Source organism: Kibdelosporangium banguiense, assembly GCF_017876405.1.
Lineage (GTDB): Bacteria > Actinomycetota > Actinomycetes > Mycobacteriales > Pseudonocardiaceae > Kibdelosporangium > Kibdelosporangium banguiense.
On record NZ_JAGINW010000001.1, the window covers coordinates 6,124,537 to 6,149,130 of the forward strand.

The window sequence follows — 24,594 nt, forward strand, 5'->3', positions numbered from 1 at the left end:
CACAAGATACTGATGATCATTTCGACCCTGTCCACCGGGTGTCGGCAGGCGATGATCCACTCAGTACTCAGCCGATCTCGTCCAGTAACTGGGATACCTCCGCGGCCGATCGCCGGTCGCCCGTGCGCAGGTGCGCGTCCAGCGACTTCGTCAGCAAAGCCTGTGCGCGGTCGCGATCTCCGGCCCGCAGGTGCAGCTCGCCGGTGGCATGCCGGGCGTAGGCCAGGCAGTGATCGTCTCCCAGCTGCTGGAACACATCGGCGACCTCCGCGAGGTGGTCCAGCGCCTGTGCGGGCTCCCGCAGCTTGGCCAGCCGCTGCAGGGCGTGCGCCTCGCGGTGCCGGTCGCCGATGGCCGCCGACAGCTTGCGGGCCCCGGTCAACCAGGACTCGGCGGCGGAGAACTCTTTCTGGGCAAGCAGAACCGTGCCGGCCGCCACGCGGGCGGCGGCCTCGAGATGGGGTTGCTCCGTCCGGATGAAGATCCCCAGCGCCTTGCGCTGGTGTGCCAGGGCGTCGCGGAGCCTGCCGTGAATCCGGTGCGTGGTACCGATTCCGGCCAGCGCGATGCCGGCGCCGTTGTCGTCGCCGGCTTCGGTGAACAGCCGCAACGACTCCCGCATGGCGGATTCCGCTTGTACGTAACGATCTTGATAGAGGTGCACCTGGCCGAGATTGCGCTGCACGATCGCCTCGCCGTGCGGGTCACCGGCCTGGCGCGCGCCGTCCAGCGCGATCTCGTGGGTTCTCAGCCAGTCCGCGTGGTGCCCGCGCAGATCGAAGTACGTGGCATAACTGGCCGGTATCTGCCAGGCGTCCTGCTGGACTCCCAGACGTGCGGCCAGTTCCAGCAACGCGGCCATCGCGGTGCGCTCGGCGTCGAACCAGCCGGCCGGATCGCCGGGGCCGTTGCCCGTGACAGTGTTGTGCGGCAGCACACCGAAGAACGGCACTGGCATGCGTGCTGCCGCATGTGTTGCCAGCGCGAGATAACCGCTGAGTACCCGGCGGGTGGCGGCCTGTAGTTCCTGGCGTGGCTCGGCGGCCAGCCGTTCGCCGGCGTAACACCGGAACAGAGTAGGGATGCGGTAGCGAGGTGAACCGGTTACGTCGACTGTGACGTGCAGAAGATTGGCGTCCACCAACGAGTCCAGCGTGTCGTCGGCGCGGGGCCGGTCCAGCAGCGCGGCGACCGCCCAGCCGGGGAAGGACACCGGGCCGAGCATGCTCGCGAACCGGAACGCCCGTGCGGCCATTGGAGTGAGCCGTATGTAGCTGTCGGTGACACTGGTGCGGACGGTGAGGTTCCCGGCGGTCAGTTCGTCGATCCGGCCGCGTTCGTCACGCAGCCGTTCGGCGATCACCCGTAACGGGATCGCGGGTCTGGCCGCGAGTTTGGCGCCGGCGACCCGGACGGCCAGCGGCAGGTTCCCGCACGCGCGCAGGATTCCGGTGGCGTGATCGGGTTCGTCGGCGACCCGGTTACGGCCGGTGATCCTGGCCAGCAGGTCCCGTGCCTCGTTGTCGTTCATCGGCTTGACAGAGATCGGTACCGCGCCGTGCAAGTCGGGAATCCGCGTCCGGCTGGTGACCATGACCGCCGAGCCCCCGGACCCGGGCAGCAGCGGCGTGACCTGAGTGGAGCTGGTGGCGTCGTCCAGGATCACGAGCATCTTCCGGCGCGCCAGCACCGAACGGTAGCGGGCTGCTCGTGCTTCGAGAGTGCCCGGGATGTCCTGGATGCCCAGTGCGTCAAGCAGATAGGCCAGCACGTCGAACGGGTCCCGGTCACCGCGCAGTTCGACGTACAGCTGGCCGTCGGGGAACGACGGCGCCATCCTATGTCCGATATGGACGGCCACAGTGGACTTTCCGGAACCGGCCGCGCCGGTCAGCACGGCGACGACCGGTTTGGGGCCGTGCAGCAGGTCCTCGATCTCGCGTACGACGGCGATCCGGCCGGTGAAGTCGGGAATGTCGATCGGCAGCTGGCACACCGGGAACGCGCTGGTGCGGATCTCGTCACCGGCCCGGCGCAGTTCCGGGCCCGGTCTCGTGCCGAGTTCCTCGGCCAGAATCCGTTCCGCCTCGTGATAGGCGTGCAGCGCCTCGGCCGTGCGCCCGGACTGATGCAACGCCAGGACGAGGTGCCGCCACAGCTCCTCGCGCAGCGGGTGCTCCGCGAGCAGGCCGCGTAGTTCTGGGATGGTGTCCTCGCGGACGGTCAGGCTGCGTTCGATCACCGACAGCCGTAACTCCTCCAGCCGGGCCAGGGTCGGCTCCCAGACCGGGCTGCGTGGCAGATCCGCCAGCATCCGGCCGCGCCACAGCGCAGTGGCCTCGTCCAGTTGGCCCAGTTCGGCTTTGGCCTCGAACGCCGTCATGTCGAGCTCGTCCGGGTCGACGTTGACGAGATATCCGCCCGGCCGCGTGCACACGCGGGCACCGATCTCGTTGCGCAGGGCGTGCGCGTAGGTCCGGACGTTGGCCACGGCGGAGCGCGGTGGCGAATCCGGCCACAGCACGTCGACCAGCGTGTCGACCCCGACCATGGTGTTGGGCTCGAGCAGGAGCGTGGCAAGCAGCATCCGCGGCTTGCGCCCGCCCAGCGTGACACGTTGCCCGGTCATGCTGACCTCAAGTGGCCCGAGCACGCGGAACTCGATCTCGTTCACGGCAAACCCCCAGCGGCCTGGAGTGACGTGTCAGATGGTAAATCCTTGACTTCACCGATGCCTAGAGTTGGTTATTGATTCACCGCGTGGCCGGTTTCGCGCAGGGTCCAGTGCGAGCCACGATGCGACAGCTGGGTGTACGAGAGCGGCGCGACATCGATGCGCCAGAACGACTGCGCCGGCGCGCTCAGCACGTGCACCACAGCGGCCCTGATGACCGCTGGATGCGTCACTGCGGCCACGCGCTCACCCAGCCCACGCAACCCGTCCAGCCATGCGCTCACGCGAGCCAGGAGGTCGTGCACGGACTCGCCGCCGTGTGGCGCTGCGCTGAGATCGGTCAGCCAACTCGTGTCCACGACCTCGTCCAGGGCCTGGCCGCGCCACGTCCCGAAGTCGAGATCCGCCAGCGCGGAATCGACCGAGCAGTCCCAGCCGAGCGCGGCCGCGGTCTGCCGGCACCGAAGCTCGGGACCCGTGCGGAACGACGAGATACGGCCAAGGTCGACCGGTCGTATCGCGCTGGGCCGCTCGAGCGGCTCGTCATCGGGGAAGGCCGCCCGGCGGGTCGCCGTCGTGCCGGCGTGACTGACCAGAACAAGCCTGGTCGAGGCATTCGGGTGAGCGGCGTCTCCTGGCGTTGACACGGTCAGTGGCTCCTGCCTACGGTCCTGTCGCCAGTTGAGACCAACTGGTCGGAGTAAGCCGGTGTGAATCCGGCACGGTCGCGCCACTGTATGCGGGAAACCCGCCTAGTCAGACACTCCGGTCCGCTTGCCTGTTGGGTCGCGTCAGCCCGAGGAGGTCACGCCGGTGACTACCGCAGCAGTTCCCGTTCCGGTTCCGGTCCTTGTTCCCGTCCGTCAGATCCTGCCGTGGGCTGTGTTCACGGTGATCCTCGGACTGATGTTGCTGTACTTCGTCGGCAGTGAGCAGGGCGCACTGATCGGCGCGGACAACCTGGTCCATGAGTTCGTGCACGACGGCCGGCACCTGCTCGGCTTCCCCTGCCACTGATCGGGCTCGGCAACACACATGAATATGGGAAAACTGCTGGTCCGCGGCATGCTCGCCGGACTGCTCGCAGCCGTGTTCGCGTTCGCCTTCGCGTCGGTCTTCGGTGAGCCGCAGGTCGACAACGCCATCGCGGTGGAGGAGTCCGCCGCGCCCCATGAACACGGCGCTTCTGAAGAAGAGCTTGTGAGCCGGGGAACTCAGAGCACCGTCGGCCTGGCCACCGCTGTCGGTGCGTACGGGCTCGCGTTCGGCGGGATGTTCGCGCTCGCGTTCGCCTTCGCCTACGGCCGCATCGGCAACCTGAGCGCCCGCGCCACAGCGGGAGTGCTGGCGGTCGGGGCGTTCCTGGTCGTGTTCCTGGTGCCGTACCTGAAGTACCCGGCGAACCCGCCTGCCGTCGGCAACCCGGACACCATCAACGAGCGCACCACCTTGTACTTCGTGACCGTGTTGATCTCGCTGGTCGTGGCCGTGCTGGCGATCGTTCTGGCCCGTCGCCTGACCGACCGGCTCGGGTCGTGGAACGCGATCCTGCTCGGCGCACTCGGCTACGTGGTGGTCATGGCTGTCGTGGCGCTGCTGCTGCCGAGGATCAACGAGGTGCCCGAAGGATTCCCGGCGAGCCTGCTGTGGAACTTCCGGCTCGCCTCTTTGGGCACGCAGCTGGTGCTGTGGACGGCCATCGGGCTGATCTTCGGGGTATTCACCGAGCGCCGCGTCCGGCGTGTCGCTGCGACACGCCCACTCTGAACCCGCTGACCTGGGTATTTGGAAACCCCTAACCGCGCCTGCAAGGGGAGTTTGCCTCTAGGGGGTATTCCTGTGTTCGACGTCACGTTTGGTGACGTACGATGAGAACAGCGAACACGGGGATCGCTCGAATGGAGCAATACATACACAGGCGATGTAGGGGAACAGTGATGACAACGATGACACAACCGGCCCCGGCCTGGCTGCGCGATCTGGCGGCTGCCCGGGCCCACTACGAGGAGCTTTTCGGCTGGCCAGTGGCCGTGCAGGTGGGGCAGCGCCAGCTGGCGGTGGCCCTGGGGCAGACCCTGGACGCGATCACCATGCCGGCCGCCCTGGCCGAGCAGGTGCACGCCCAACTCGGGATAGCGATGCTGGCCGGGCCACTCATCGCCCACCCGGACGGCGGCCGATGGACCTTCCTGACCCAGGCAGCGACAATGGTCAGCGGCGACATAGTCGACGGCCTCGAAGGCCAAGAAGTCAGGCACGCGGGGGCAGGTGCCTACACAGTGATCCCGACCGAAGCCGGCAACGGCGGCTGGCACTGGATCAACGAACCACGCCCCCACCAAATGCTGCCCTCAGCCTACGCGGTAATAGCCACAGCCCGCCGCCTCTGCTCAACCCCAACCGCAGCCTGAGAAAAGCAACAACCTAATAGATTTCCCAGTGATGGGGTGAGCGGTCTGGGAGGACCCGCTCACCCCATCACTGTGTCCCAGGCCAGAAACGAACGGACTGGACCCAGCCCCACTGGAAAATGGCTTAGGAACTGGAAAATCTCTTCCCTTCCCACGGCGCTAGGCGCTGGAACGTACCCAACGCAAGGTAACCAGCGCTGGTTCCGCAGCGTTCGGCTGGAAGTCGAACTCCAACGTAACCAGCAGCGCTGACGTGCCCAGCAATGACCCCCTGAAACCACAACCGCAACACCGCATTGACCGGGAACAGGCAGCAAGCAAGGACAAAGACCCGGCTACCGACGTACTTGGGTGATGGTTAGAAGGGTGCGGGTTCGTAGGGTTCGGGTGTGGTGGTGTGGACGCGGTGGGCGGGTGTGCTGAACACCAGTGTGCCCGGCAAGGGCTGGGTCATGTCCCAGTCGCTGCGCTCGCGCATGAGGTTGTGTTTACGGCACAAGGCGTTGGTGTTGTCGGCTGAGGTCACACCGCCATCGGCGTACCGCACGGTGTGATCAATCTCCGAGCGATCGGCCGAGCGCCCGCAACCAGGCTGCCGACAGGTCCGATCCCGAAGCCGGATGTGGCGTGCCAAGGCTGCTGAGGCATACCGCCGCCGGCTGACCTCCAACACCTGGCCATGGTCATCGGTGATGACGCGCCGCCACATCGCATCCCGCGCGAGCTCGCTGGCATACTCGGCCGTGATCGGGCCATAACCGCTGATCTCACCGGGTAGCCGGGTCAACCCCAACAGCGTGGACATGGGCACGGTGACGTTGAGGTTTACCCGTAGCCGCTCGTTGTTCTTACCCAGCACCAGATCCATGAACACATCAGCCCGGCACTGAGCCAAGGTCTTGTCCGGTGTTTTGACCTTGTTGGCCAGCATGTTGATCTGGTCATAGGCAGCCTGGGCTTCATGCGGCTCCAACGTGATGGCCAGCTGGCCCATGCCGTCGGACAGATCCCGGCCGGTCACATCACGGTCGGCCTTCGCGGTACGACGCAAACGCTCCGCAGCAGAAGGATCGACGGCGATCACGTGGTAGCGGATGCTCTGGCGGAACCGGCTGGGATTGGCGCGCTTACCGAAGGCCAGAACCTTCGACTCCACCCGCCGGGCTTGGTCTTCGGTCAGTACCGAAGTGAGGTCGTTCATCGCTTTGGCACGCACATAATCGATCTCACCCGCCTCCAACGCATCGGTAGTCGCGGGCAGCCGGGTGACCAGGTCCCGGGCTTGGGAGATGTGGATGGCTGCGGTGTGCGGGTTCATGGCCAGTTCGAGGGCGACTTCCTCAGGAGCGCCGTCGGCGAGGTCGGTTCCGGCACGCCCGGGTTCACGCAATTCGGCGAACCGGGCCAGGAGCCGGGCTTTGCGCGCGTCGCAGAAAGCCCGGGCCTTGTCCACGTCGACCAGACCGTCGAGGACCTGGTTGGCGTTCATCTGATGAATAGGGATGTTTGCCGGCGGGTTGGTGTCCCGGAGGGCAAACAGCGTATTCTCGCCCATATGTTCACCATACCGGAACAACCCGGCAATGACGTCACTCTATTGGGTGTTCTTGTTGGAGCTTGCTGCCTGTTCACGGTCATAGCGGTGTTCCGGTAGTGGTTTTGAAGGGGGCATTGCTGGGCACATTAGCGCTGTTGGTTACGTTGGTGTTCCCGGCTTCCAGCGTCTTTTTCGGCTTCCGGCGCCGGTCATATTGTGTTGGTTACGTTCCAGCGCGTTAGCGTCGTGGGAAGGGAAGAGATTTTTTGGGTCTTCAGGTTGGTTTTCGGCGTGGCTGGGGCCCTCGGGGTGGTTGTAGTTGCCCCCGAGGGCTCTTTTTGTCAGCCGTTTTTCATTGCGGTGATCAGTTCACCGTTTGTTGTGTCTCCGGAGAGTTCCCAGAAGAAGGAGCCGCCTAGGCTTTGGTTTTTGGCCCAGGTCATTTTTCCGGTGATTGTGCTGGGGGTGTCGTAGCTCCACCATTGGGAGCCGCATTTTGCGTAGGCTGTTCCTGCTATTGTTGCGTTGGCTGGGCATTTGGTTTTCAGGACTTTGTAGTCGTCGATTCCGGCTTCGTAGGTTCCGGGGGCCGGTCCTGTGGCCGATCCGCCGGGGGCTGCCTGGGTGACGCCGGTCCAGCCGCGGCCGTAGAAGCCGATGCCCAGCCAGAGTTTGCTGGCGGGTACGCCTTTGGCCTTGAGTTTTGCGATGGCTTCAGCCGAGTTGAAGCCTGCCTGGGGGATTCCGGTGTACGAGGTCAGTGGCGAGTGCGGCGCTGTGGGGCCGTTTGTGTTGAAGCCGCCGAAGAAGTCGTAGGTCATTACGTTGTACCAGTTGAAATACTGGGCCGCCGAGGCGTAGTTCGCTTTGTCGATCTTGCCGCCGGCCGACGCGTCCGCGGTGATGGCGGCGGTCACGAGTTTGGATCCGAAGCGGCTGCGCAGGGCCTGGGCCAGTCTGGTCAGGGCTTCGGGGCCGCTGCTGTCGCAGCTCAGGCCGCAGGCGTTGGGGTACTCCCAGTCGATGTCGATGCCGTCGAAGACGCCTGCCCAACGTGAGTCGTTGACGAGGTTGTAGCAGGAGTTGGCGAACGCGGTGGGGTTGGTCGCCGCCTGGCCGAAGCCGCCGGACCACGTCCAGCCGCCGAACGAGAACAGGATCTTGAGGTTGGGGTGCAGGCGCTTGAGTTTGCGCAGCTGGTTGAAGTTGCCGCGCAGGGCGCCGGTGTCCCAGGTGTCCGCGACACCGTCCACACTGGACGCGGCGTCGTAGAACTTGTCGTAGTCCGCGTATGTGTCACCCAGGACGCATTGGCCGTTCACGACGTTGCCGAACGCGTAGTTGATGTGCGTCAGTTTGCTTGACGCGCCGCTCGTCCGGATGTTCTTGACGTGGTAGTTGCGCTGGTAGACGCCCCATTGCACGAAGTAGCCGAGGACGTTGCCATTGGGAGCGGCTTGGGCCGTGGGAGAAACCAGCGCCAGTGCTGTGACCAGGGCGCTGGTGAGGGCGAGGAACCTTCGCCGGGGAGATCTGGACATGCGTTCTCCGGAAGGTGAAGCGGTGCGGCAATGCACCGCGCCCAGCAGGGAACCGCGAAGCCCGCGCCTGGCCGGCGGTTTGGTCGAACCATTCTCAACGTAGGTGGACTAGACCAATACGTCAATACGTCACCAATGACCGTCTTCCAGGACCCGCTTGAGGATTTTGCCAGTGGCGTTGCGCGGCAGGTTGTCCACGAACATCACGTCCCGCGGAACGGCAAACCGTGCCAGCCGTTGGTGCACGTACGTCCGCACGGTGTCGGCGTCAAGGTGTGCGCCGGGTTTGAGAACGATGTACGCGGCGAGGCGCTGGCCGTACTCGTTGTCGGTCACGCCCACGACTGCGGCCTCGCGCACCTGGGGGAGTGCGGCGAGCGCATCCTCGACGGGGCGCGGGAAGACGTTCTCGCCGCCGGACACGATCATCTCGTCGTCCCGGCCGGCGACGAACAGCCGGCCGTCGGCGTCGAGGTAGCCACGGTCGCCGGTGTCCATCAGCTCGTGCTGGATCGAGACCTGGGCCGCGCCGTTGGTGTAGCCGTCGAACAACATGTCGTTGCCGACGAAGATCCGGCCAACTGTGCCCGGTGGCGCGGGAACTCCATTGCTGTCCAGGATTCCGACTCGAGTCCCGAGTGGAGGGTGGCCTGCGGTGGTGCGGGCCGCTTTCAGATCCGTGGGGTCGGCGACGGTCGCCCAGGATACTTCGGTTGAACCGTATAGGTTGTAGAGCACGGGGCCGAACACATCCATGAACTGCTCGACAAGCCGTCCGGGCAAGGCCGATCCGCTGCTCGCGACCACACGTAAAGACGAGGTGTTGTAACGGGAACGCAGGCTGTCCGGCAGGTCGAGCATGCGCTGCAACATGATCGGCACGGCGAACATCGAGGTGCACTGGTGCTCCTCGATCGCCTGTAACGCCGCCTGTGGGTCGAAACGCCTTTGCAGCACCAAACTCGCGCGCAGCGGCATGCCGAGCTGCATCGCCGCGAGGCCCCACGTGTGGAACAGTGGCGCTGCGACGAGCATCTTTTCCCCAGCCCGCAAGGGAATCCGCGACAGAATTGCCGCCGCGTCACCCAGCCCGCGGGGTGTGGGCCTGCGTGCGCCTTTCGGGGCGCCGGTCGTTCCGGACGTCAGCACGACGATCTTGCCAGGCTGCTTGGGCGGGGTGAGTTTGTCCGCGGGTGCGCCCGCGATCAGGTCGTCGACGGTCGGGCCGAGGTGGTTGCCTTCCGGCCAGGTCCGGATCCTGGGCAGGTCGGTGGACACGAACCGGGTCAGCGATGCGAGTTCGTCGTCGGCCATCAGCAGGACGGGATCGTGCTCCCGGACGACCTCGGCGACCTGGTTGGCCGCCAGGCCGGTGTTCATCAGCACGACGTCCGCGCCGAGCTTGCCGCACGCGATGAACGCCTCGAGCATCACGCCGTGGTTGCGGCACATCAATGCGACACGTGACCCGGCGGTGACCCAGTACTTGGTCAGTGCGTTGGCCAGCCGGTTGGTCCGCTCCTCGAGCTCGGCGAACGTGTACTTCGAGCGTTCGTCCTGGTACGCGATCACGTGCGGACCGTGAGCGGTCGCTGCCTGATACCCGCCGACAACTGTGGCGCCCCAGCGCGCCAGGGAGGTCAGCTGTTTGATCGTGCGATCCGGCCGGGCTGGGGCGAGTACGCCGGCCTTGATGAGTGTCCTGGCGACGCTGAGCGTCGAGCCCCGGTGATCGCGTGGCGTGGGGGGAAGCTCGGCGGGCACTGCGTTGAGGTGGTCACGCAGCCGCGCGATGGCCTCGTCGATCCGCTTGCGCAGATGGGAAAGTGCCTGATCACCCGACAACGTCAGCAGGATGCTGATCTGGGTCCCGCCGCGCGGAGTCTCCCGCAGCTGGATCGACAACCGGTGCCGCTGAGTGCGCACACTCGACCAGACCAGGTGCTCGTCCTGGCGGTAGATCAGGATTTCGACCTCGTCGTCGTACCCGGCCCGGACCAGATAGCGCGCTCCGCGACCACTGTTCGGAGTCAGCCGCTCACACCAGCTCACCCCGCGGACATAGCGCGGGTAGAGCTCTGGGTCGCCGATCACCTCCCACACTTTGGACGGTGGGTGGCGCACGGTCGCACGCACTTCAACGGAGTCGGGGCTCATACCTACTGATGGGTAGCAGTACTCCGCTGAGCGGTGCAAGCGAGTCGCCCAGACGGACTAATGGGTCCAAAAGGAGGCCACCAAGCCTACAGGTGGCCTCCTTTGTCAGCCACGTTAGAACGTCAGGCGCCACAGATCGACAAAACCGACATCCGCCGAATAAATGTCCTGGACTTTGAGCTGCCAGGTGCCGTTGGCGGCCTCGCTGGAGGCGTCCACTGTGAACGTCTCGTTGACGTTGTCGGCCGAGTCGCCGGAGCTGGCCGCCTTCAGCCGGTACGCCGTGCCGTCCGGCGCGACCAAGTCGATCACAAGATCACCGCGGTAGGTGTGCTTGATGTCCACAGTCACCTTGAGCGCGGCCGGAGCGTTACCGTCCTTGCCGGTGACCGTGATCGAACTCGTCACCGCCGCGCCGGCGTCCGGGATCTGGACGTCGGTCGCGTTCTCGAACGACCCGCCGCCCGGCGGTGGCGTCGTCCCGCAGTACTGCGCGTCCTTGCCGATCGCGCGGTACGGGCAGTCCGACAGTTCGAGCAGCTGCAGCACGGCTTCCTTGTTGCGTAGTGTCTCCCGGCCGATCACCTCGTCGGGCGGGTAGAAGCCGCCGCCGGCTGGGCCGGTCGGGTACATCTCGAAGGTGTAGCCGAAGATCTTCTGGTCGCCCCACAGCCAGTCGTCGATCGAGCCGTCGGTGATGTACAGATCCGACGACTGCTCCGGCGTGTAGTTGTTGGTGGCGGCCATGTCCCGGCCGATCTTGGCGAACGTCGCCTGGTCGTCGGCGGTGAGACCGGGCGCGGTGTCGTCGTACGTGTAGCCGTACGGCCACAGGATCAGCTCGCTGTAGGTGTGGAAGTCGATGCCCGTCTTGATCTGCTGGACACCGCCGACCTTGCGGCCGCGCACGAAGTCCGCGAACGCCTTCACCTCGGGCGAGGACTCCGCGGCCGGGCCGCGGTAGGTCTCGCTGCCGGTGCTGCCGGACGAACCGCCGCAGCAGCCCCACTTGAAGTCCCAGTTGCGGTTGAGGTCCGTGCCGACGTTCGACGAGCCCGTGTTCGGCTGACGGTTCTTACGCCATGACCGGTACGAACCCGTCGCGATGTCGTACTCGCCGCCGTCCGGGTTGAGATCGGGCATCAGCCAGATCTCCCGGGAGTTGACGATGTTGGTGATCCGCTGATCGCTGCCATACCCGGTGGTGAGCTCCTTGAGCAGGTAGAGCGCCATCTCCTTGGTCAGGTGCTCGCGGGCGTGCTGGTGGGCGGTGAACAGCACCTCCGGCTCGGCCTCGTCTTCTGTCACGTTGTCGGAGATCTTGATCGCGATCAGGTCGCGGCCTTCGTAGGACTTGCCCACGACCTGCTTGGACACGATCGCCGGGTAGGCCGCCGCGGCCGTGTTCACCTCGGCGGTGAGTTCGGCGTAGTTGTGATAGAGCGAGTCGGCGGGCGGGAAGTCGAACGTGCCCACGTCCGGCTGGGTCGGCGCGGCCTGCTTGCTGACCCGGTAGCCGAGTTTCTCGATCTGCTTCACCTCGTCCGCGGTGGCCGTGACCCCGACGACGCCGTGCTCGGCATACGTCACCGCGGCGCCGGTCGCGGCGATCTGGCTGCGTTGTTTGCTGGTCTTCACGCCCTCGACCTGGTACTCCGCCGAAGTACGGTCGGGTGCGCTGGACGACGGGTCAGCTGAGCCGGGACTGAACACGACAAAGCTCATCGCGACCGCGAGAGCCAAAGAAACGGACAATCTCTGACGAATCACGCGGCCTCCTGCAGGGAGATGGCGGACATTCCGCGATCCTGCGGCCCATACCGGCGGGCCACAACCCGCGTCCGGTTACGGAATTTGCCAGAATTCCCAGGTCAAACCCGTTCGGGCGACCGGCTGCAGGCAGTTCGTGCAGCGCAGCAGCGGGCTGAATCCCTGGTCGCAGTGGCTGATCTGAAGATCCGCGCCGGTGTACCAGCGCTGCGCCCAGTCGGCCAGAAAACTGAAAACCCCGAAAAAAGCCAGGCCTTTGCCGGTCAACCGGTATTCGGCCGGATCCTGGCGCAGCACGCCCAATTCGACGAATCGCTTCAGCCGGTCGCTCAGAATCGAGGGCGCCAGGCCGAGTTGCGCCTCGAACTCCGAGAACCGGCGATGCCCGAGGAAGGCCGCGGCCAGCAGGACCGTGCTCCACCGGTCGCCGAGGATTTCCATGGTGGCCGGCAGATACGACAGTGGATCGTGCTCACGGGTGATCTTGCGATGCAGGCGTGGCGCGCTCACCTGGGCGAACGTGCCCTCGCGGGTGGTTTCGACATCCCGGGCGGTGATCGGTGCCTTGCCGCAGCCGCCGCAGCCGAGTTCGACGTCCGTGCGCTCGCCGCACTCCGTGTGTACGAGTTCGGGCAGCGGATGCGTACGCGTGACCCAGGCGCGTTCCCACGACCAGATCGACACGAGCATCGGCCACAGCTCGATCGCCTTCTCGGTCAGGTGGTATTCGGTACGCATCCGGCCGTTGCGGTAGGGGACCGGCTTGAGCAGGCCGTTGGCCACCATTTCCTTGAGCCGGGCGGCCAGCACCGACTCGGAGATCCGGATGTCGTCGCGCCAGTCGGCGAACCGCCTGGTGTGCTTGAGGAAGGCACGCTGCAGGATCAGCAGGGTCCACTGGTCGCCGACGGCGAGCAGTGCCTGGCCGATCGCGCTGGGTTCCACGTGATCATCCTAGCGTGATTGACACCTGACTTCGGCTATCGTAGCTTCGAAGGGTGGAGCCGATCGCTGTCGCACGCGCTGCCGAGGAAAATCCGTACCTCCTGGGCGTCTACGCCCCGGTGGCCGACGAGATCACGTCGTCGGACCTGGAGGTCATCGGCGAGATCCCCCGTGATCTCAACGGTGTCTACCTGCGCAACGGACCCAACCGGCAGTACCCCGCGGACGGCCGTTACCACTGGTTCGACGGTGACGGCATGGTGCACGCGGTGCACTTCGAGAACGGGAAAGCCCGCTACCGCAACAGGTTCATCCGGACGGCGGCGTTCCACGAGGAGTCGAAGCAGGGCCGCGCGCTGTGGACCGGCGTGATGGAGAACCCGGCCGGAAACCCGTTCGGGAACACCCATGGCCTGGGCCTCAAGGACAGCGCGAACACCGATGTGATCTTCCATCGGGGCAAGGTGCTGGCCACCTGGTACCTGTGCGGCTCGCCGTACGCGCTGGACCCGTTGTCGCTGGAAACCATCGGCGCGGAGGACTTCCTGGGCACGCTGGCCGGGGACATGATGGCGCACCCGAAGGTCGACGAGGCCACCGGTGAGCTGTTCTGGTTCGACTACGGCCCTGAGGCGCCGTACATGCGATACGGCGTGATCAGTCCTGAAGGGACGGTCAGTCATGTGGCCGATGTTTCCCTGCCGGGGCCGAGACTGCCGCACGACATGGCGTTGACCGAGAACTATGCCGTGCTGATGGATCTGCCTTTGCTGCAGGACCAGGACGCCCGCCGGGCCGGGAAATACCGGATCCAGTTCGACCGGTCGCTCGCGTCGAGGTTCGGCGTGATTCCGCGTTACGGCTCCGATGTCCGTTGGTTCGAGGCAAAGCCTTGCTACATCTACCATGTGGTGAACTCGTGGGAACAGGGCGACGAGATCATCATGGACGTATGCCGGGTGAAGAACCCGAGCCACGCGCCGCGCGTCAAAACACCATTGGCTGCGATGCTCGCTTATCTCCGGCTCGACGCCCACCTGTATCGCTATCGGTTCAACCTGCGGACGGGCGCGGTCGCTGAAGGCCCGTTGGACGACGTGAACCTCGAGTTCCCGAGTGTGGATTCCCGGATTGTCAGCCGGCCGCACCGATATTCGTACAACATGCGTCTCTCCAGCGATTTCACGCTGCTGTTCGACGCGTTGGTGCGTTACGACTCCAGCACTGGGGCGAAAGAGATCCACGAGTTCGGGCCGGGACGCTGGGGTTCTGAGGCGCCGTTCGCGCCGCGCGACGGCTCCACCGGTGAAACCGACGGCTATCTGGTCAGTTTTGTGACCGACGAACGGGAAAACCGCTCCGAAGTCGCCGTTTTCGATGCCGCCGATGTGGCGGCCGGCCCGGTCGGCCGCGTGTTGCTGCCGCAACGGGTGCCGGTCGGATTCCACGCCACCTGGGTACGAATGGATCAGTTGCGGTCATGGCCTTCATAGCCGGCGGATACCAGACGGACTTCGCGCGCAACTGGCAGCGCGAGGGGCACGACTTCGCCGATCTGTTCGCCGAGGTCACCCGCGAGACCCTGGCGGCGGCGGGCATTTCCCCGCCGGATGTCGGCGTGATCCATGTCGGCAACGCCTTCGGACAGCTGTTCACCGGTCAGGGACAGCTTGGCGGAATGCCTGCCACCGTGCAGGAAGAGCTTTGGGGCATTCCGGCTTCCCGGCATGAGGCCGCGTGCGCGTCCGGCGGCGTCGCGATTCTCGCCGCCATGGCCGACCTGGAAGCGGGCCGGTACGACTGCGCTCTGGTCCTGGGTGCCGAACTCGAGAAAACCGTTCCCGGCGACACAGCGACTTCGTATCTGGGTGCGGCGGCGTGGATCGGCCACGAAGGCCAGGACGCGAAATACATGTGGCCGTACATGTTCAGCGAACTGGCCGACGAATACGACCGTCGCTACGGTCTCGATTCCCAGTACCTGCAGGAAATCTCCGCGCTGAACTTCGGCAACGCCCGCCTGAATCCGAACGCGCAGACCCGGGCGTGGCGGTTCGGCCCGGCCGCGTTCACCGCGGACGAGACGCAAAACCCGATCGTGGAAGGCCGGGTACGCCGTCAGGAATGCAGCCAGGTCACCGATGGCGCGGCCGGTCTCGTGCTCGTGTCGTCCCGTTTCCTGGCTTCACGGCCGGGTTTCCAGGTCTCCCGGATCGCCGGCTGGGGCCATCGCACCGCGGGACTCTCCCTTTCCCGCAAACTGGCCCGCAGCGCGGACGAACCGTACGTCCTGCCGCATGTGCGGGCCGCAGTGCTGGATGCCTTCTGCCGCGCCGAGGTCCCGGATGTCTCCGGCCTGGACGGAATCGAGACACACGATTGTTTCGCGATGTCCGAGTACATGGCGATCGACCACTTCGGGATCACCGCACCCGGCGAGAGCTGGAAGGCCGTCGCTTCCGGCGACCTGTCCCGCGACGGGCGGATCCCGGTGAACCCCAGCGGCGGCCTGATCGGCGGCGGTCACCCGGTCGGTGCCAGCGGCGTCCGCATGGTCCTCGACGCGCACAAACAGGTTCTCGGCCAGGCAGGCGACTACCAGGTCGACGGCGCCCGGCGATTCGGCACGCTCAACATCGGCGGCAGCACGACCACGACGGTTTCGTTCGTGCTTGACCACCCGTCCGCCTGACGAGCTAGCTGCGGGCTCGTAGCGTTGCCGCTGCCCAGGTGCACCAGTTCGCCTCCTCCTGCGCGTAACGCAGGCCTCGGGTACCGGCCAGGTATGGGCCGATGTTCTGCGCGGTGGCGAGGTACTCGGCTTCGGGCTGGTCACCGCGCAACTTGGCGAGCTGGGTCTGGAAGTAGTCGGCCTTGGCCTGGCACTGGGCGGCTCGTTGTTCGAGTTGCCCGGCGAGGTTGGCCGGCTCGGCGGCATGCGCGGCGTAGGCCTTGACCAGGAGGTCGTCGCGGATCGAGGTCGGTTTGGTGGGGGCGTCGGTGAAGCGCCGCAGCTCCGCGCGCCCGGTCTCGGTCAGCGCGAAGACCCGCTTGTTCGGGCGGCCCTGCTGGACGACTTCGTGGCCGGTCAGCAATCCGTCGGCCTCCAGTTTGCCGAGCTCGACGTAGAGCTGCTGGGAGGCGGCGTGCCAGAAGGAGGACACGCCGAGGTCGAACAGCTTGGCCAGCTGGTAGCCGCTGAGCTCGCGGTCCACCAACGCGGCCAGCACAGCGTGCCGTAGTGCCATGTGTCACCTCGCCCTCTCTTGTGGCCAGGATACTCAAGGATATGATTACTCAAGAAATTGAGTATCAGGAGGTGCTCGTGAAGCTCGGATTTCACACCGGTTACTGGTCGTCCGGCCCGCCGCAGGGCGTGCAGGAGGCCATCGCCGAGGCCGAACGGCTGGGCCTGGACTCGATCTGGGCAGCCGAGGCCTACGGCTCGGACTGCCTCACACCGCTGGCGTGGTGGGGCTCGAGTACGAACTCTGTGCGGCTGGGCACGAACATCCTGCAGATGTCCGCCCGGACGCCGACCGCGACCGCTATGGCGGCGCTGACGCTCGACCACCTGTCCGGGGGGCGGTTCGTGCTGGGGATCGGCGCGTCCGGGCCGCAGGTCGTCGAAGGCTGGTACGGCCAGGCGTACCCGCGGCCGCTGGCCCGCACCCGGGAGTACATCGACATCGTGCGCAAGGTCGTGGCGCGGGAACGGGTCGAGTACGACGGCAAGTTCTTCCAGCTGCCCTATCAGGGCGGCACCGGCCTGGGCAAACCGCTGAAGTCCACAGTGCATCCACTGCGGACCGGCATCCCGATCTTCCTGGCCGCCGAGGGCCCGAAGAACGTCGCGCTGGCCGCTGAGATCGCCGACGGCTGGCTGCCGATGTTCTTCTCCCCGCGTAGCAACGACTTCTACCGCACCGCGCTGGCCGAGGGCTTCGCCAGGCCGGGCGCCCGGCAGACCTGGGAGACCTTCGAGGTGCCCGCCTTCCTGCCGGTGATCGTGAACGACGACGTCGAGCAGGCCGCGGACTGGGTCCGGCCGATGCTCGCGCTCTACATCGGCGGCATGGGCGCCAAGGGTGCCAACTTCCACTTCGACGTGTTCGTACGGCTGGGCTACGAGGCCGAGTGCCAGAAGATCCAGGAGCTCTACCTGGACGGGCACAAGGCCGAGGCGGTCGCGACCGTGCCGACGGCCATGGTCGAGGACATCGCGCTGGTCGGCCCGCTGGCCAAGATCCGCGACGAACTGGCTGCCTGGAAGGAAAGCGTGGTCACCTCCCTGCTGGTCAACACCGACATCAAGACGCTGGGCACCATCGCGGAAATCGTCGCATGAGTACCGTCCCGGCTGAGCCGAGCTCGATCGAACAGTGGGAAGTCTGGAAGCGCAAGGAAACACCGCCGGCCGAGCGCGTCCGGGACGGCCTCTGGTCGGTTCCGGTGCCGATCCCGCACAACCCGTTGCGCTACACCAACACCTACCTGTCGGTGGCCGACGACGGCGTGCTCGTGGTCGACCCGGGCTGGTTCGCCACCGAGACCTGGGACGCTTTGGTTGCGGGCCTTGCGGTTGCCGGCGCCCAAGTGTCCGATGTGGTCGGTGTAGTGGTCACGCACATGCACGCGGATCACCACGGCCTGAGCGCGCGGCTGAAGCAGGAGAGCGGCGCCTGGATCGCGATGCACCCCGCCGAGCGCGACGCGTTGCCCAGCAGCATGCGTGAAACCGTGGAGTCGTCGTGGGATCACGACTGGCTGACGTCGTGCGGTGTCCCCGCGGAGATCGCAGCGAAGCTGGAGTTCACGCCGGACACGATGCAGCCCTTCATGGACCTGGCCCAACCGGACTTCGTGCTGTCCGACGGCGACTACGTGCCGCACGGAGACCGCACACTGCGCGCGGTCTGGACGCCTGGCCACACTCCCGGCCACATCTGCCTGCATGACGAGCCCAAAGGCGTACTGCTGACCGGGGATCACGTCCTGCCCAGGATCAGCCCCACCATCGGGATGACAATCGGCGACGACGACCCGCTGTCAAGCTACATCTCTTCGCTGGAGAAGATCGGCGAATACGACTCCGCGGAGGTCCTGCCCGCGCACGAGTACCGGTTCCGCGGCATCGCCCGCCGCACTGTCGCCCTGGTCAAGCACCATCAGGAACGCTGTGACGAGATCACCCAGGTCCTCCGCGACCGAGGCGACTGCACAACCTGGGAGATCACCGAGCGACTGACCTGGTCGCGCGGCTGGGAGAACGTCCGCGGCCTCATGCGCCGTACCGCCCTCGCGGAAACCGGCGCCCACCTGCAGTACATGCGCAAACACGGCTCAGTCGAGCTCATCGACGGCGAGGTACGACTCTGGCGGACGGGAATGTGAGCACGTCGTCAGGACCGCCCAGACTGTCACCGCCGGATCCTGCCTGGTCAGGTATGGCGAACCGGCTGATCGAGCAGCTCAAGCCGCTTGCCGGCGGGTTGGCCCGAGCAGGGGAGTTCGCCTGGGATCACATCGGCTCCACAGCGGTGCCGGGCCTGGCGGCCAAGCCCTTCATCGACCTGCAGCTCGGCGTGCCCTCACTCGACCATCTCGACGGCATCGCCGAGGCGTTCGAACCAGCGGGATTCGTCGACGTGGCAACGGTCAGGCCCGGCTCGCCGGGCGTCCTACGGGACGATGCCCGCGGCAAACGCGCCAACAGTCGTTGGGACAAGCGGCTTTTCGCCTCACAGCAGGCGATCCTGCATGTCCGCCAGCTGGATTCCGCTTGGTGGCACTACACAATCCGCTTCCGCGACCTGCTCCGCTCGGACGCCGGGCTACGCGAGAGCTATCAACGGATGAAACTCGATCTCGTCGCCGCACACGGCCAGGACGAGGACTACGACAAGTACACCCTCGCCAAGACAGTCTTCTTCGACGCGATCCAGGACCGGCTCGACGCCTGAGACGATCGCCGGAGAAATGAAGTCCCGCCGCCGGGGGTGGCCCGGCGGCGGGAGCCTTCGTCAGGACTCGCCGTCGAGGTCCGCGAGGGCCTGCTTGACCTTCGCGACCTCGGCTTCGAGCTCACGCAGACGCGACTCGTGCTGCTCGCGTGCCGCGGTGATCACCTCGTCGATCTTCTCGGCGATCTCGGGGTGCAGCTCCTGGGAGGCCTTGGCGACTGCCGCGGCCGGGATGGAGAGACCCTGCACGACGCGGGTGCTGCCGTGCATCAGATCGGCCTGCCACGCACCGTCGAGGGTGCCCGTCACGGTGAGCGTGAGCTCGATGGTGCGGGTCTTCTTCGCGGTGCTCTTGGTCCGTGTGGCGCGCTTGGGCTTCTCCTCGGCGACCGGCGCGTCAGTTGCCGCGTCGGTGCCCTCGGTGCCCTGTCCGTTGGTCGACGCAGGCACCTCCTCGTCACCGGGAGCGCTTGCCGCCTCGGCGGTTGGAGCGGTCATCCTGGTCCTTTCGTGGTCACGTGGAGGGGGACCCCATTCTAGAACACGTGTTCGACCGTGCGTGTTCGTGGGGTAGCCAGACACTATCCCGATAGGGTTCGCGGGGTGAGCGGAGGCCTGCTGGTGGCCGGTACGTCGTCGGACGCCGGCAAGAGTGTGCTGGTCGCGGGGCTGTGCCGGTGGCTGGCCCGCCAGGGCGTCCGGGTGGCGCCGTTCAAGGCACAGAACATGTCGAACAACTCGGTCGTCACGATGGAAGGCGGCGAGATCGGCCGGGCACAGGCGCTGCAGGCGGCGGCCGCCGGGGTGGCGCCGAGCGTGCGGTTCAATCCGGTCCTGCTCAAGCCAGGCGGCGACCGAAGTTCGCAGGTCGTCGTGCTGGGCAAGGCGGTCGGCCAGACCACGGCGATGTCCTATCGGGACCGTAAACCCGAGCTGTTCGAGACCGTGCTGGCCACGCTGGAAGGCCTACGGGCTGAGTACGACGTGGTGATCTGCGAGGGTGCGGGCTCGCCGACGGAGATCAACCTGCGGGCCGACGACATCGCGAACATGGGCCTGGCCAGGGCGGCGAACCTGCCGGTGGTGGTCGTGGGGGACATCGACCGAGGTGGCGTTTTCGCGCATCTGTACGGGACTGTCGCCCTGCTTTCGCCCGCCGACCAGGTGCTGGTGGCCGGATTCGTGATCAACAAGTTCCGCGGCGACCCGGCCTTGCTCGCGCCAGGGCTCGGCCAGCTCGAGGACCTGACTGGCCGACCAGTGCTCGGAGTTGTTCCGTGGCACCGGGAACTGTGGCTGGACGCGGAGGATTCCCTGTCCTACACACCGGATGGCGTCATCGGCCGCGCGCAACCCCCTCTGGGACAACAGTGGTTGCGGGTCGCGGTGGTCCGGTTGCCAAGGATCTCCAACGGAACCGACGTCGAGGCGCTGGCGTGCGAGCCGGGCGTGTCGGTCCGGTTCGTGACCGAGCCGTCCCGCCTGGCGGACGCGGATCTGGTAGTGCTGCCGGGTTCCAAGGCGACCGTGCACGACCTGGACTGGTTGCGCCGCACCGGACTGGCCGACGCGGTCACGGCTCACGCCCGCAAGGGCCTGCCGGTGCTGGGAATCTGCGGCGGCTTCCAGATGCTGGGCGAAAAGATCACCGATTCGTATGAATCCGCGGCGGGCGCGGTGACCGGGCTGGGCCTGCTGGACATCGAGATCGAGTTCCAGCCGCGCAAGACCCTGCGTCGCCCGGACGGGTTGGCTTTCGGCGCGCCTGCGACAGGCTATGAGATCCACCATGGCGCAGTCGTCAGCCAGCCCCCGAACGGCCTGGTGACCCTCCCGGACGGCACGCCCGAAGGCGTCCTCCAGGACGCGATCGCGGGCACACACTGGCATGGCCTGCTCGAGAACGACGAGCCCAGACGTGAGTTCTTGCGTTGGGCCGCAGCGCATGCGGGCCGCGACGGGTTCGTCGTCGCGCAGGACACGTCGTTCGCCGCGCTCCGGGAAGCCCAGCTCGACCTGCTGGCCGACCTGGTCGCCGACCACCTTGACACCGATGTCCTTCGTCGGCTGCTCGCCGAGGGAGCGCCGTCCGGACTGCCGGTCCTGCCGCCTGGGGCTCCGACCGGCAAATGACCTGGGGAGGTACAAATCGTGAGACGGGCAACGCGGGTGATTCTCGGGCTTTGTGGATTGGCCGTATGGGGCGAGTTCGTGCACTGGCGGGCCAGCCGTGCTCACACGTACGAGCGTCTGCCTGCTCGTAGCGAGGCAGTGGTCGTGCTCGGGTACCGGAATATCCGCGGCGACCGTGCGAACGCGATGAACCGGTGGCGAGTGCGAGCGGCACTGCGTTCCATCGACCCGGCCTTGGCCAGCTCGATCCTGATCTGTTCCGGCGGGAATGGCGGGGCCTCGGGGTCCGAGGCGGTGCTGCTGGCCCGTTACGCGGTGTCGGAATGCGGCTTCACCGGGCCGGTACAGCTGGAGGAGGAGTCGCGAAGCACCTGGCAGAACGTGGAAAACGTGATCCCGCTGATCGAGCACGCCGATCAGATCAAGATCGTGTCGAATCCGCTGCACGCCCAGAAAGCGCGCCTCTACTTGCGTCACCAACGTCCCGACCTCGCCGAACGCCTGGTACGCGCCGCCGACTACCGGTTCGGCGAGGCGTGGCCGCTCAAACCCTTGCTCGCCCTGCACGGCCTTCGGGCCATCGCCCGGGGCAGGCGGAGCCTCGCCCGGATGCGTCGCCAGCAGGGTAGTTAAGCCGAGCGGTGGTTCCACAGCGGGTGGGAGTGGTGCGAAAATTACGGTTGACAACGTTGTCAACCCTCCCCTCCCTGCAGGAGGAACATCATGCGTGTACTCGCCGCAACTCTGGGGTTCGCAGCGGCGCTCATGTTCGCCGCCGTTCCCGCGACAGCCGCGCCGAAAGTCCTGGTCTCCGATCCCGCCCAGTACGTCGATCCGTTTGTCGGTACGAAGCCCGGTGGCCCGGATTTCGGGCACGGTGGCGGCGCCGGGAACACGTTCCCAGGGGCGGACGCGCCTTTCGGGATGCTGCAGTGGAGTCCGGACACCGTGACCCACCAGCACGGTGGTTACCACTATGACGACAACCGGATCAAAGGCTTCAGCCTGACGCACCTCTCAGGGCCGGGGTGCAGCGACTTCGGCAATATCCCGTTCATGCCGGCGTTGGGCGCGAGTCCCGTCAGCCAGTACACGTTCTCGCATGCCAACGAGTCCGCGTCCCCCGGCTACTACTCGGTGGCCTTCGACAACGGCTTACGCACCGAACTGACCACGACTCAGCGTTCAGGCATGGCGCGGTTCACGTACCCCGCAGGTCAGCGCGCTTCGCTGTCGGTTGACGCGGCGAAAGCCTTCAACGCGGCCAGCGGCACGATCACGATCGGCACGAACACGTTGTCCGGGTACACCGACGGCGGCGGATTCTGCGGCGCGGGCAACCGGTACCGGATCTACTTCCAGGCCACGTTCGACCGGCCGTTTGCCACATCAGGTGTCGCGGGCGCGGACGGCAAGGTCGATGAGAGCCGCAAGTCCATCGAGGGCAAGAGCGACGTCCCGGCCTCTCCCAAGGTCGGCCCGCAGACCAGGAAACCTCCGGCGATCACGAACGATGTCACGCCGCTGGCCGCCTCGGCGTTCGTTTCCTTTGACACCAGCACGAACCGGACCGTCACCGCGCGGGTCGGGATCTCGTTCGTCAGCCTTGACGGCGCGCAGGCGAACCTGAATGCCGAACAGGGAACGCGCAGCTTCGACGAGGTCAAGACCGGCACGCGCAACGCCTGGAACGACCTGCTCGGCCGGATCAACGTCACCGGCGGCACGGACGCGCAGTTGCGCAACCTCTACTCCTCGCTGTACCACTCCTTGTTGCACCCCAACGTGTTCAGCGATGTCGACGGCCGATACACGGGATTCGACAGGCAGATCCACTCCGTGCCGGGCGGGCATGCCCAGTACGCCAACTTCTCCGGCTGGGACGTCTACCGGTCCCAGGTCGCGTTGATCGCCCTGATCGCTCCGGCGGAAGCGGCCGATATCGCCCAGTCTGCGATCAATCAGGCCGCGTACGGCGGGTATTTCGACCGCTGGACGGTCGCCAACGGCGGCACGGGCGTGATGAACGGCGACCCGGTGTCGATCATCGTCTCGACTATGCACGCGTTCGGGGCAACCGGCTTTGACGCGGCCGACGGCCTGCGCCGGATCGTGGCGGGTGTCAACGATGTCCGTCAGCGGCCGGGCTGGCTGCAGTACAACCAGTACGGCTATGTGCCGACCGGTCTCGGCGACGTGTGGGGCTCGGCGTCGACAACTCTGGAGTACACCAGCGCGGACTTCGCGATCTCGCAGCTGGCAGCCCGGCTCGGGGACACCGCGAACGCCGAGAACTTCCTGCGCCGCGCCCAGAACTGGCGCAACCTGTTCGAGTCGGGCAGCAAATACATCCAGCCACGCAACACCGACACCTCGTTCCCGTCCTTCAGCCCGACTCAGCAGAACGAGTTCGTCGAGGGCAATGGCGGACAATACGCCTGGATGGTGCCCTACAACCATCGAGGGCTGTTCGACGCCATGGGCGGCAACGCTGCCGTACTGTCCAGGTTGGACTCATTCTTCACCGAGCTGAACGCCGGGCCGACCAAGAACATGGCCTACCTGGGCAACGAACCGACCCTGAACACGCCATGGGCGTACGCCTACGCGGGCGCGCCGTACAAGACGCAGGATGTGGTCCGGCGGGCATTGACCACGATCTTCAAACCGTTACCCGAGGGCATCGTCGGCAACGACGACCTTGGGCAGATGTCGTCCTGGGCGGTGTGGGCGGCGCTCGGGATGTACCCGCAGGCGCCCGGCCGGGCCGAACTGGTGCTGGCCAGCCCGCAGTTCCCGACGACCGTGATCAGTCGTGGCAACGGCAAGACGATCACGATCAACGCGCCGAACGCCTCGGACAGCGCGAAATACGTGCAGAGCCTCCGCGTGAACGGCCAGACCTCGAATCGTGCCTGGCTGCCGGAGTCGTTCGTCCTCAACGGCGGCACGCTCGATTTCACCCTCGGCACGACCGCCAACACCTCGTGGGGCAGCGCGCCCGCGGACGCACCACCGTCCTTCGACGTCGGTCCAGCGCAGCCACGCACGGGCGCGATCGTCGGTCTGGCGAGCAAGTGCGCGGACGGTGACCCGAGTCAGACCACCAACGGCGCCAAGGTTCGAATCTGGGACTGCAACGGATCGGCGGCCCAGCAATGGACTTTGAGCTCTGATGGGACAATTCGGGCGCTCGGCCGGTGTGTCGACGTCGACCACAGTGGCCGGGCGAACGGGACCAAGATCCAGCTGTGGGACTGCAACGGAACCGGCGCCCAGCAGTGGTGGCCGAAACCCAACGGCGCCCTGGTGAACCCATCATCCGGTCGTTGTCTGGACGTGCCCAACAGCAACTCCGCCAACGGCACCCAGCTGCAGATCTACGACTGCAACCAGAGCGGTGCTCAGACCTGGCGAATTCCCTGATCGCTACTGGAGAAGCGGCACCGTCCAACAGGGATGT

The 24,594-nt window shown here is 66.2% G+C and carries 20 protein-coding genes; 11 read left to right on the top strand and 9 right to left on the bottom strand.

Annotation, left to right across the window (positions count from 1 at the left end; translation table 11 throughout):
* Positions 1 to 67: 67 nt before the first annotated feature.
* Together JOF56_RS28880 and JOF56_RS28885 are read right to left on the bottom strand one after the other, a co-directional pair.
* Positions 68 to 2,674, bottom strand: coding sequence for an AfsR/SARP family transcriptional regulator (locus JOF56_RS28880; protein ID WP_209642631.1), 2,607 nt, complete (start codon positions 2,672 to 2,674; stop codon positions 68 to 70).
* A 71-nt stretch (positions 2,675 to 2,745) separates the two neighbouring features.
* Entirely contained in the window at positions 2,746 to 3,321 is a 576-nt protein-coding gene (locus JOF56_RS28885) for a histidine phosphatase family protein (protein ID WP_209642632.1), read from the bottom strand.
* Positions 3,322 to 3,487: 166 nt separating this feature from the next.
* Here JOF56_RS28885 and JOF56_RS28890 point away from each other — a divergent pair, with 166 nt between their 5' ends.
* The 3 genes from JOF56_RS28890 to JOF56_RS28900 all read left to right on the top strand — a co-directional run bounded on the left by JOF56_RS28890 (position 3,488) and on the right by JOF56_RS28900 (position 5,085).
* The gene (locus tag JOF56_RS28890; protein ID WP_443667626.1) at positions 3,488 to 3,691 is read left to right on the top strand and encodes a CbtB domain-containing protein; all 204 of its coding nucleotides are present in this window, start codon (positions 3,488 to 3,490) and stop codon (positions 3,689 to 3,691) included.
* A 24-nt stretch (positions 3,692 to 3,715) separates the two neighbouring features.
* Entirely contained in the window at positions 3,716 to 4,441 is a 726-nt protein-coding gene (locus tag JOF56_RS28895; protein WP_209642633.1) for a CbtA family protein, read from the top strand.
* 170 nt (positions 4,442 to 4,611) lie between these two features.
* A complete protein-coding gene (locus JOF56_RS28900; RefSeq protein WP_209642634.1) occupies positions 4,612 to 5,085 on the top strand; it encodes a hypothetical protein in 474 nt (157 codons plus the stop codon).
* 358 nt (positions 5,086 to 5,443) lie between these two features.
* Here the strand turns inward: JOF56_RS28900 and JOF56_RS28905 are convergent, their stop codons facing one another.
* The 5 genes from JOF56_RS28905 to JOF56_RS28925 all read right to left on the bottom strand — a co-directional run bounded on the left by JOF56_RS28905 (position 5,444) and on the right by JOF56_RS28925 (position 13,035).
* Complete coding sequence (locus tag JOF56_RS28905) at positions 5,444 to 6,640, bottom strand: HNH endonuclease signature motif containing protein (RefSeq protein WP_209642635.1); 1,197 nt, start codon at positions 6,638 to 6,640, stop codon at positions 5,444 to 5,446.
* A gap of 323 nt (positions 6,641 to 6,963) precedes the next feature.
* Positions 6,964 to 8,163, bottom strand: coding sequence for a glycoside hydrolase family 18 protein (locus tag JOF56_RS28910; protein ID WP_209642636.1), 1,200 nt, complete (start codon positions 8,161 to 8,163; stop codon positions 6,964 to 6,966).
* A 129-nt stretch (positions 8,164 to 8,292) separates the two neighbouring features.
* Complete coding sequence (locus JOF56_RS28915; RefSeq protein WP_209642637.1) at positions 8,293 to 10,320, bottom strand: AMP-binding protein; 2,028 nt, start codon at positions 10,318 to 10,320, stop codon at positions 8,293 to 8,295.
* Between the two features lie 114 nt (positions 10,321 to 10,434).
* A complete protein-coding gene (locus JOF56_RS28920; RefSeq protein WP_307855303.1) occupies positions 10,435 to 12,090 on the bottom strand; it encodes a M14 family metallopeptidase in 1,656 nt (551 codons plus the stop codon).
* Between the two features lie 75 nt (positions 12,091 to 12,165).
* Positions 12,166 to 13,035 (bottom strand): winged helix-turn-helix transcriptional regulator, encoded by an 870-nt coding sequence (locus tag JOF56_RS28925; RefSeq protein ID WP_209642638.1) that lies wholly within the window; start codon positions 13,033 to 13,035, stop codon positions 12,166 to 12,168.
* Positions 13,036 to 13,088: 53 nt separating this feature from the next.
* Between JOF56_RS28925 and JOF56_RS28930 the strand changes: the two genes are divergently transcribed.
* A complete protein-coding gene (locus JOF56_RS28930; RefSeq protein WP_209642639.1) occupies positions 13,089 to 14,528 on the top strand; it encodes a carotenoid oxygenase family protein in 1,440 nt (479 codons plus the stop codon).
* Positions 14,516 to 15,727, top strand: coding sequence for an acetyl-CoA acetyltransferase (locus tag JOF56_RS28935; RefSeq protein ID WP_209642640.1), 1,212 nt, complete (start codon positions 14,516 to 14,518; stop codon positions 15,725 to 15,727). Before JOF56_RS28930 ends, JOF56_RS28935 begins: the two co-directional genes overlap by 13 nt.
* A 4-nt stretch (positions 15,728 to 15,731) precedes the next feature.
* Here JOF56_RS28935 and JOF56_RS28940 read toward each other — a convergent pair whose 3' ends face one another.
* Positions 15,732 to 16,283, bottom strand: a complete 552-nt coding sequence (locus tag JOF56_RS28940) for a PadR family transcriptional regulator (protein WP_209642641.1) — start codon at positions 16,281 to 16,283, stop codon at positions 15,732 to 15,734.
* Between the two features lie 77 nt (positions 16,284 to 16,360).
* Between JOF56_RS28940 and JOF56_RS28945 the strand changes: the two genes are divergently transcribed.
* The 3 genes from JOF56_RS28945 to JOF56_RS28955 are packed head-to-tail and all read left to right on the top strand — an operon-like array spanning position 16,361 to position 18,998.
* A complete protein-coding gene (locus JOF56_RS28945; protein WP_209642642.1) occupies positions 16,361 to 17,383 on the top strand; it encodes an LLM class F420-dependent oxidoreductase in 1,023 nt (340 codons plus the stop codon).
* A complete protein-coding gene (locus JOF56_RS28950; RefSeq protein ID WP_209642643.1) occupies positions 17,380 to 18,429 on the top strand; it encodes an MBL fold metallo-hydrolase in 1,050 nt (349 codons plus the stop codon). Before JOF56_RS28945 ends, JOF56_RS28950 begins: the two co-directional genes overlap by 4 nt.
* A complete protein-coding gene (locus JOF56_RS28955; protein WP_307855304.1) occupies positions 18,426 to 18,998 on the top strand; it encodes a GrpB family protein in 573 nt (190 codons plus the stop codon). Before JOF56_RS28950 ends, JOF56_RS28955 begins: the two co-directional genes overlap by 4 nt.
* A gap of 60 nt (positions 18,999 to 19,058) precedes the next feature.
* On the opposite strand, the gene JOF56_RS28960 is transcribed toward JOF56_RS28955, so the two are convergent.
* Entirely contained in the window at positions 19,059 to 19,496 is a 438-nt protein-coding gene (locus tag JOF56_RS28960) for a DUF6319 family protein (RefSeq protein WP_209642645.1), read from the bottom strand.
* Between the two features lie 105 nt (positions 19,497 to 19,601).
* Between JOF56_RS28960 and JOF56_RS28965 the strand changes: the two genes are divergently transcribed.
* The 3 genes from JOF56_RS28965 to JOF56_RS28975 all read left to right on the top strand — a co-directional run bounded on the left by JOF56_RS28965 (position 19,602) and on the right by JOF56_RS28975 (position 24,557).
* Entirely contained in the window at positions 19,602 to 21,131 is a 1,530-nt protein-coding gene (locus tag JOF56_RS28965) for a cobyric acid synthase (protein WP_209642646.1), read from the top strand.
* Between the two features lie 18 nt (positions 21,132 to 21,149).
* Positions 21,150 to 21,764: a YdcF family protein gene (locus tag JOF56_RS28970; protein WP_307855305.1), complete on the top strand. Its 615-nt coding sequence runs from the start codon at positions 21,150 to 21,152 to the stop codon at positions 21,762 to 21,764.
* Positions 21,765 to 21,854: 90 nt separating this feature from the next.
* Positions 21,855 to 24,557, top strand: coding sequence for a lectin (locus JOF56_RS28975; RefSeq protein ID WP_209642647.1), 2,703 nt, complete (start codon positions 21,855 to 21,857; stop codon positions 24,555 to 24,557).
* The last annotated feature ends 37 nt before the right edge of the window (positions 24,558 to 24,594 follow it).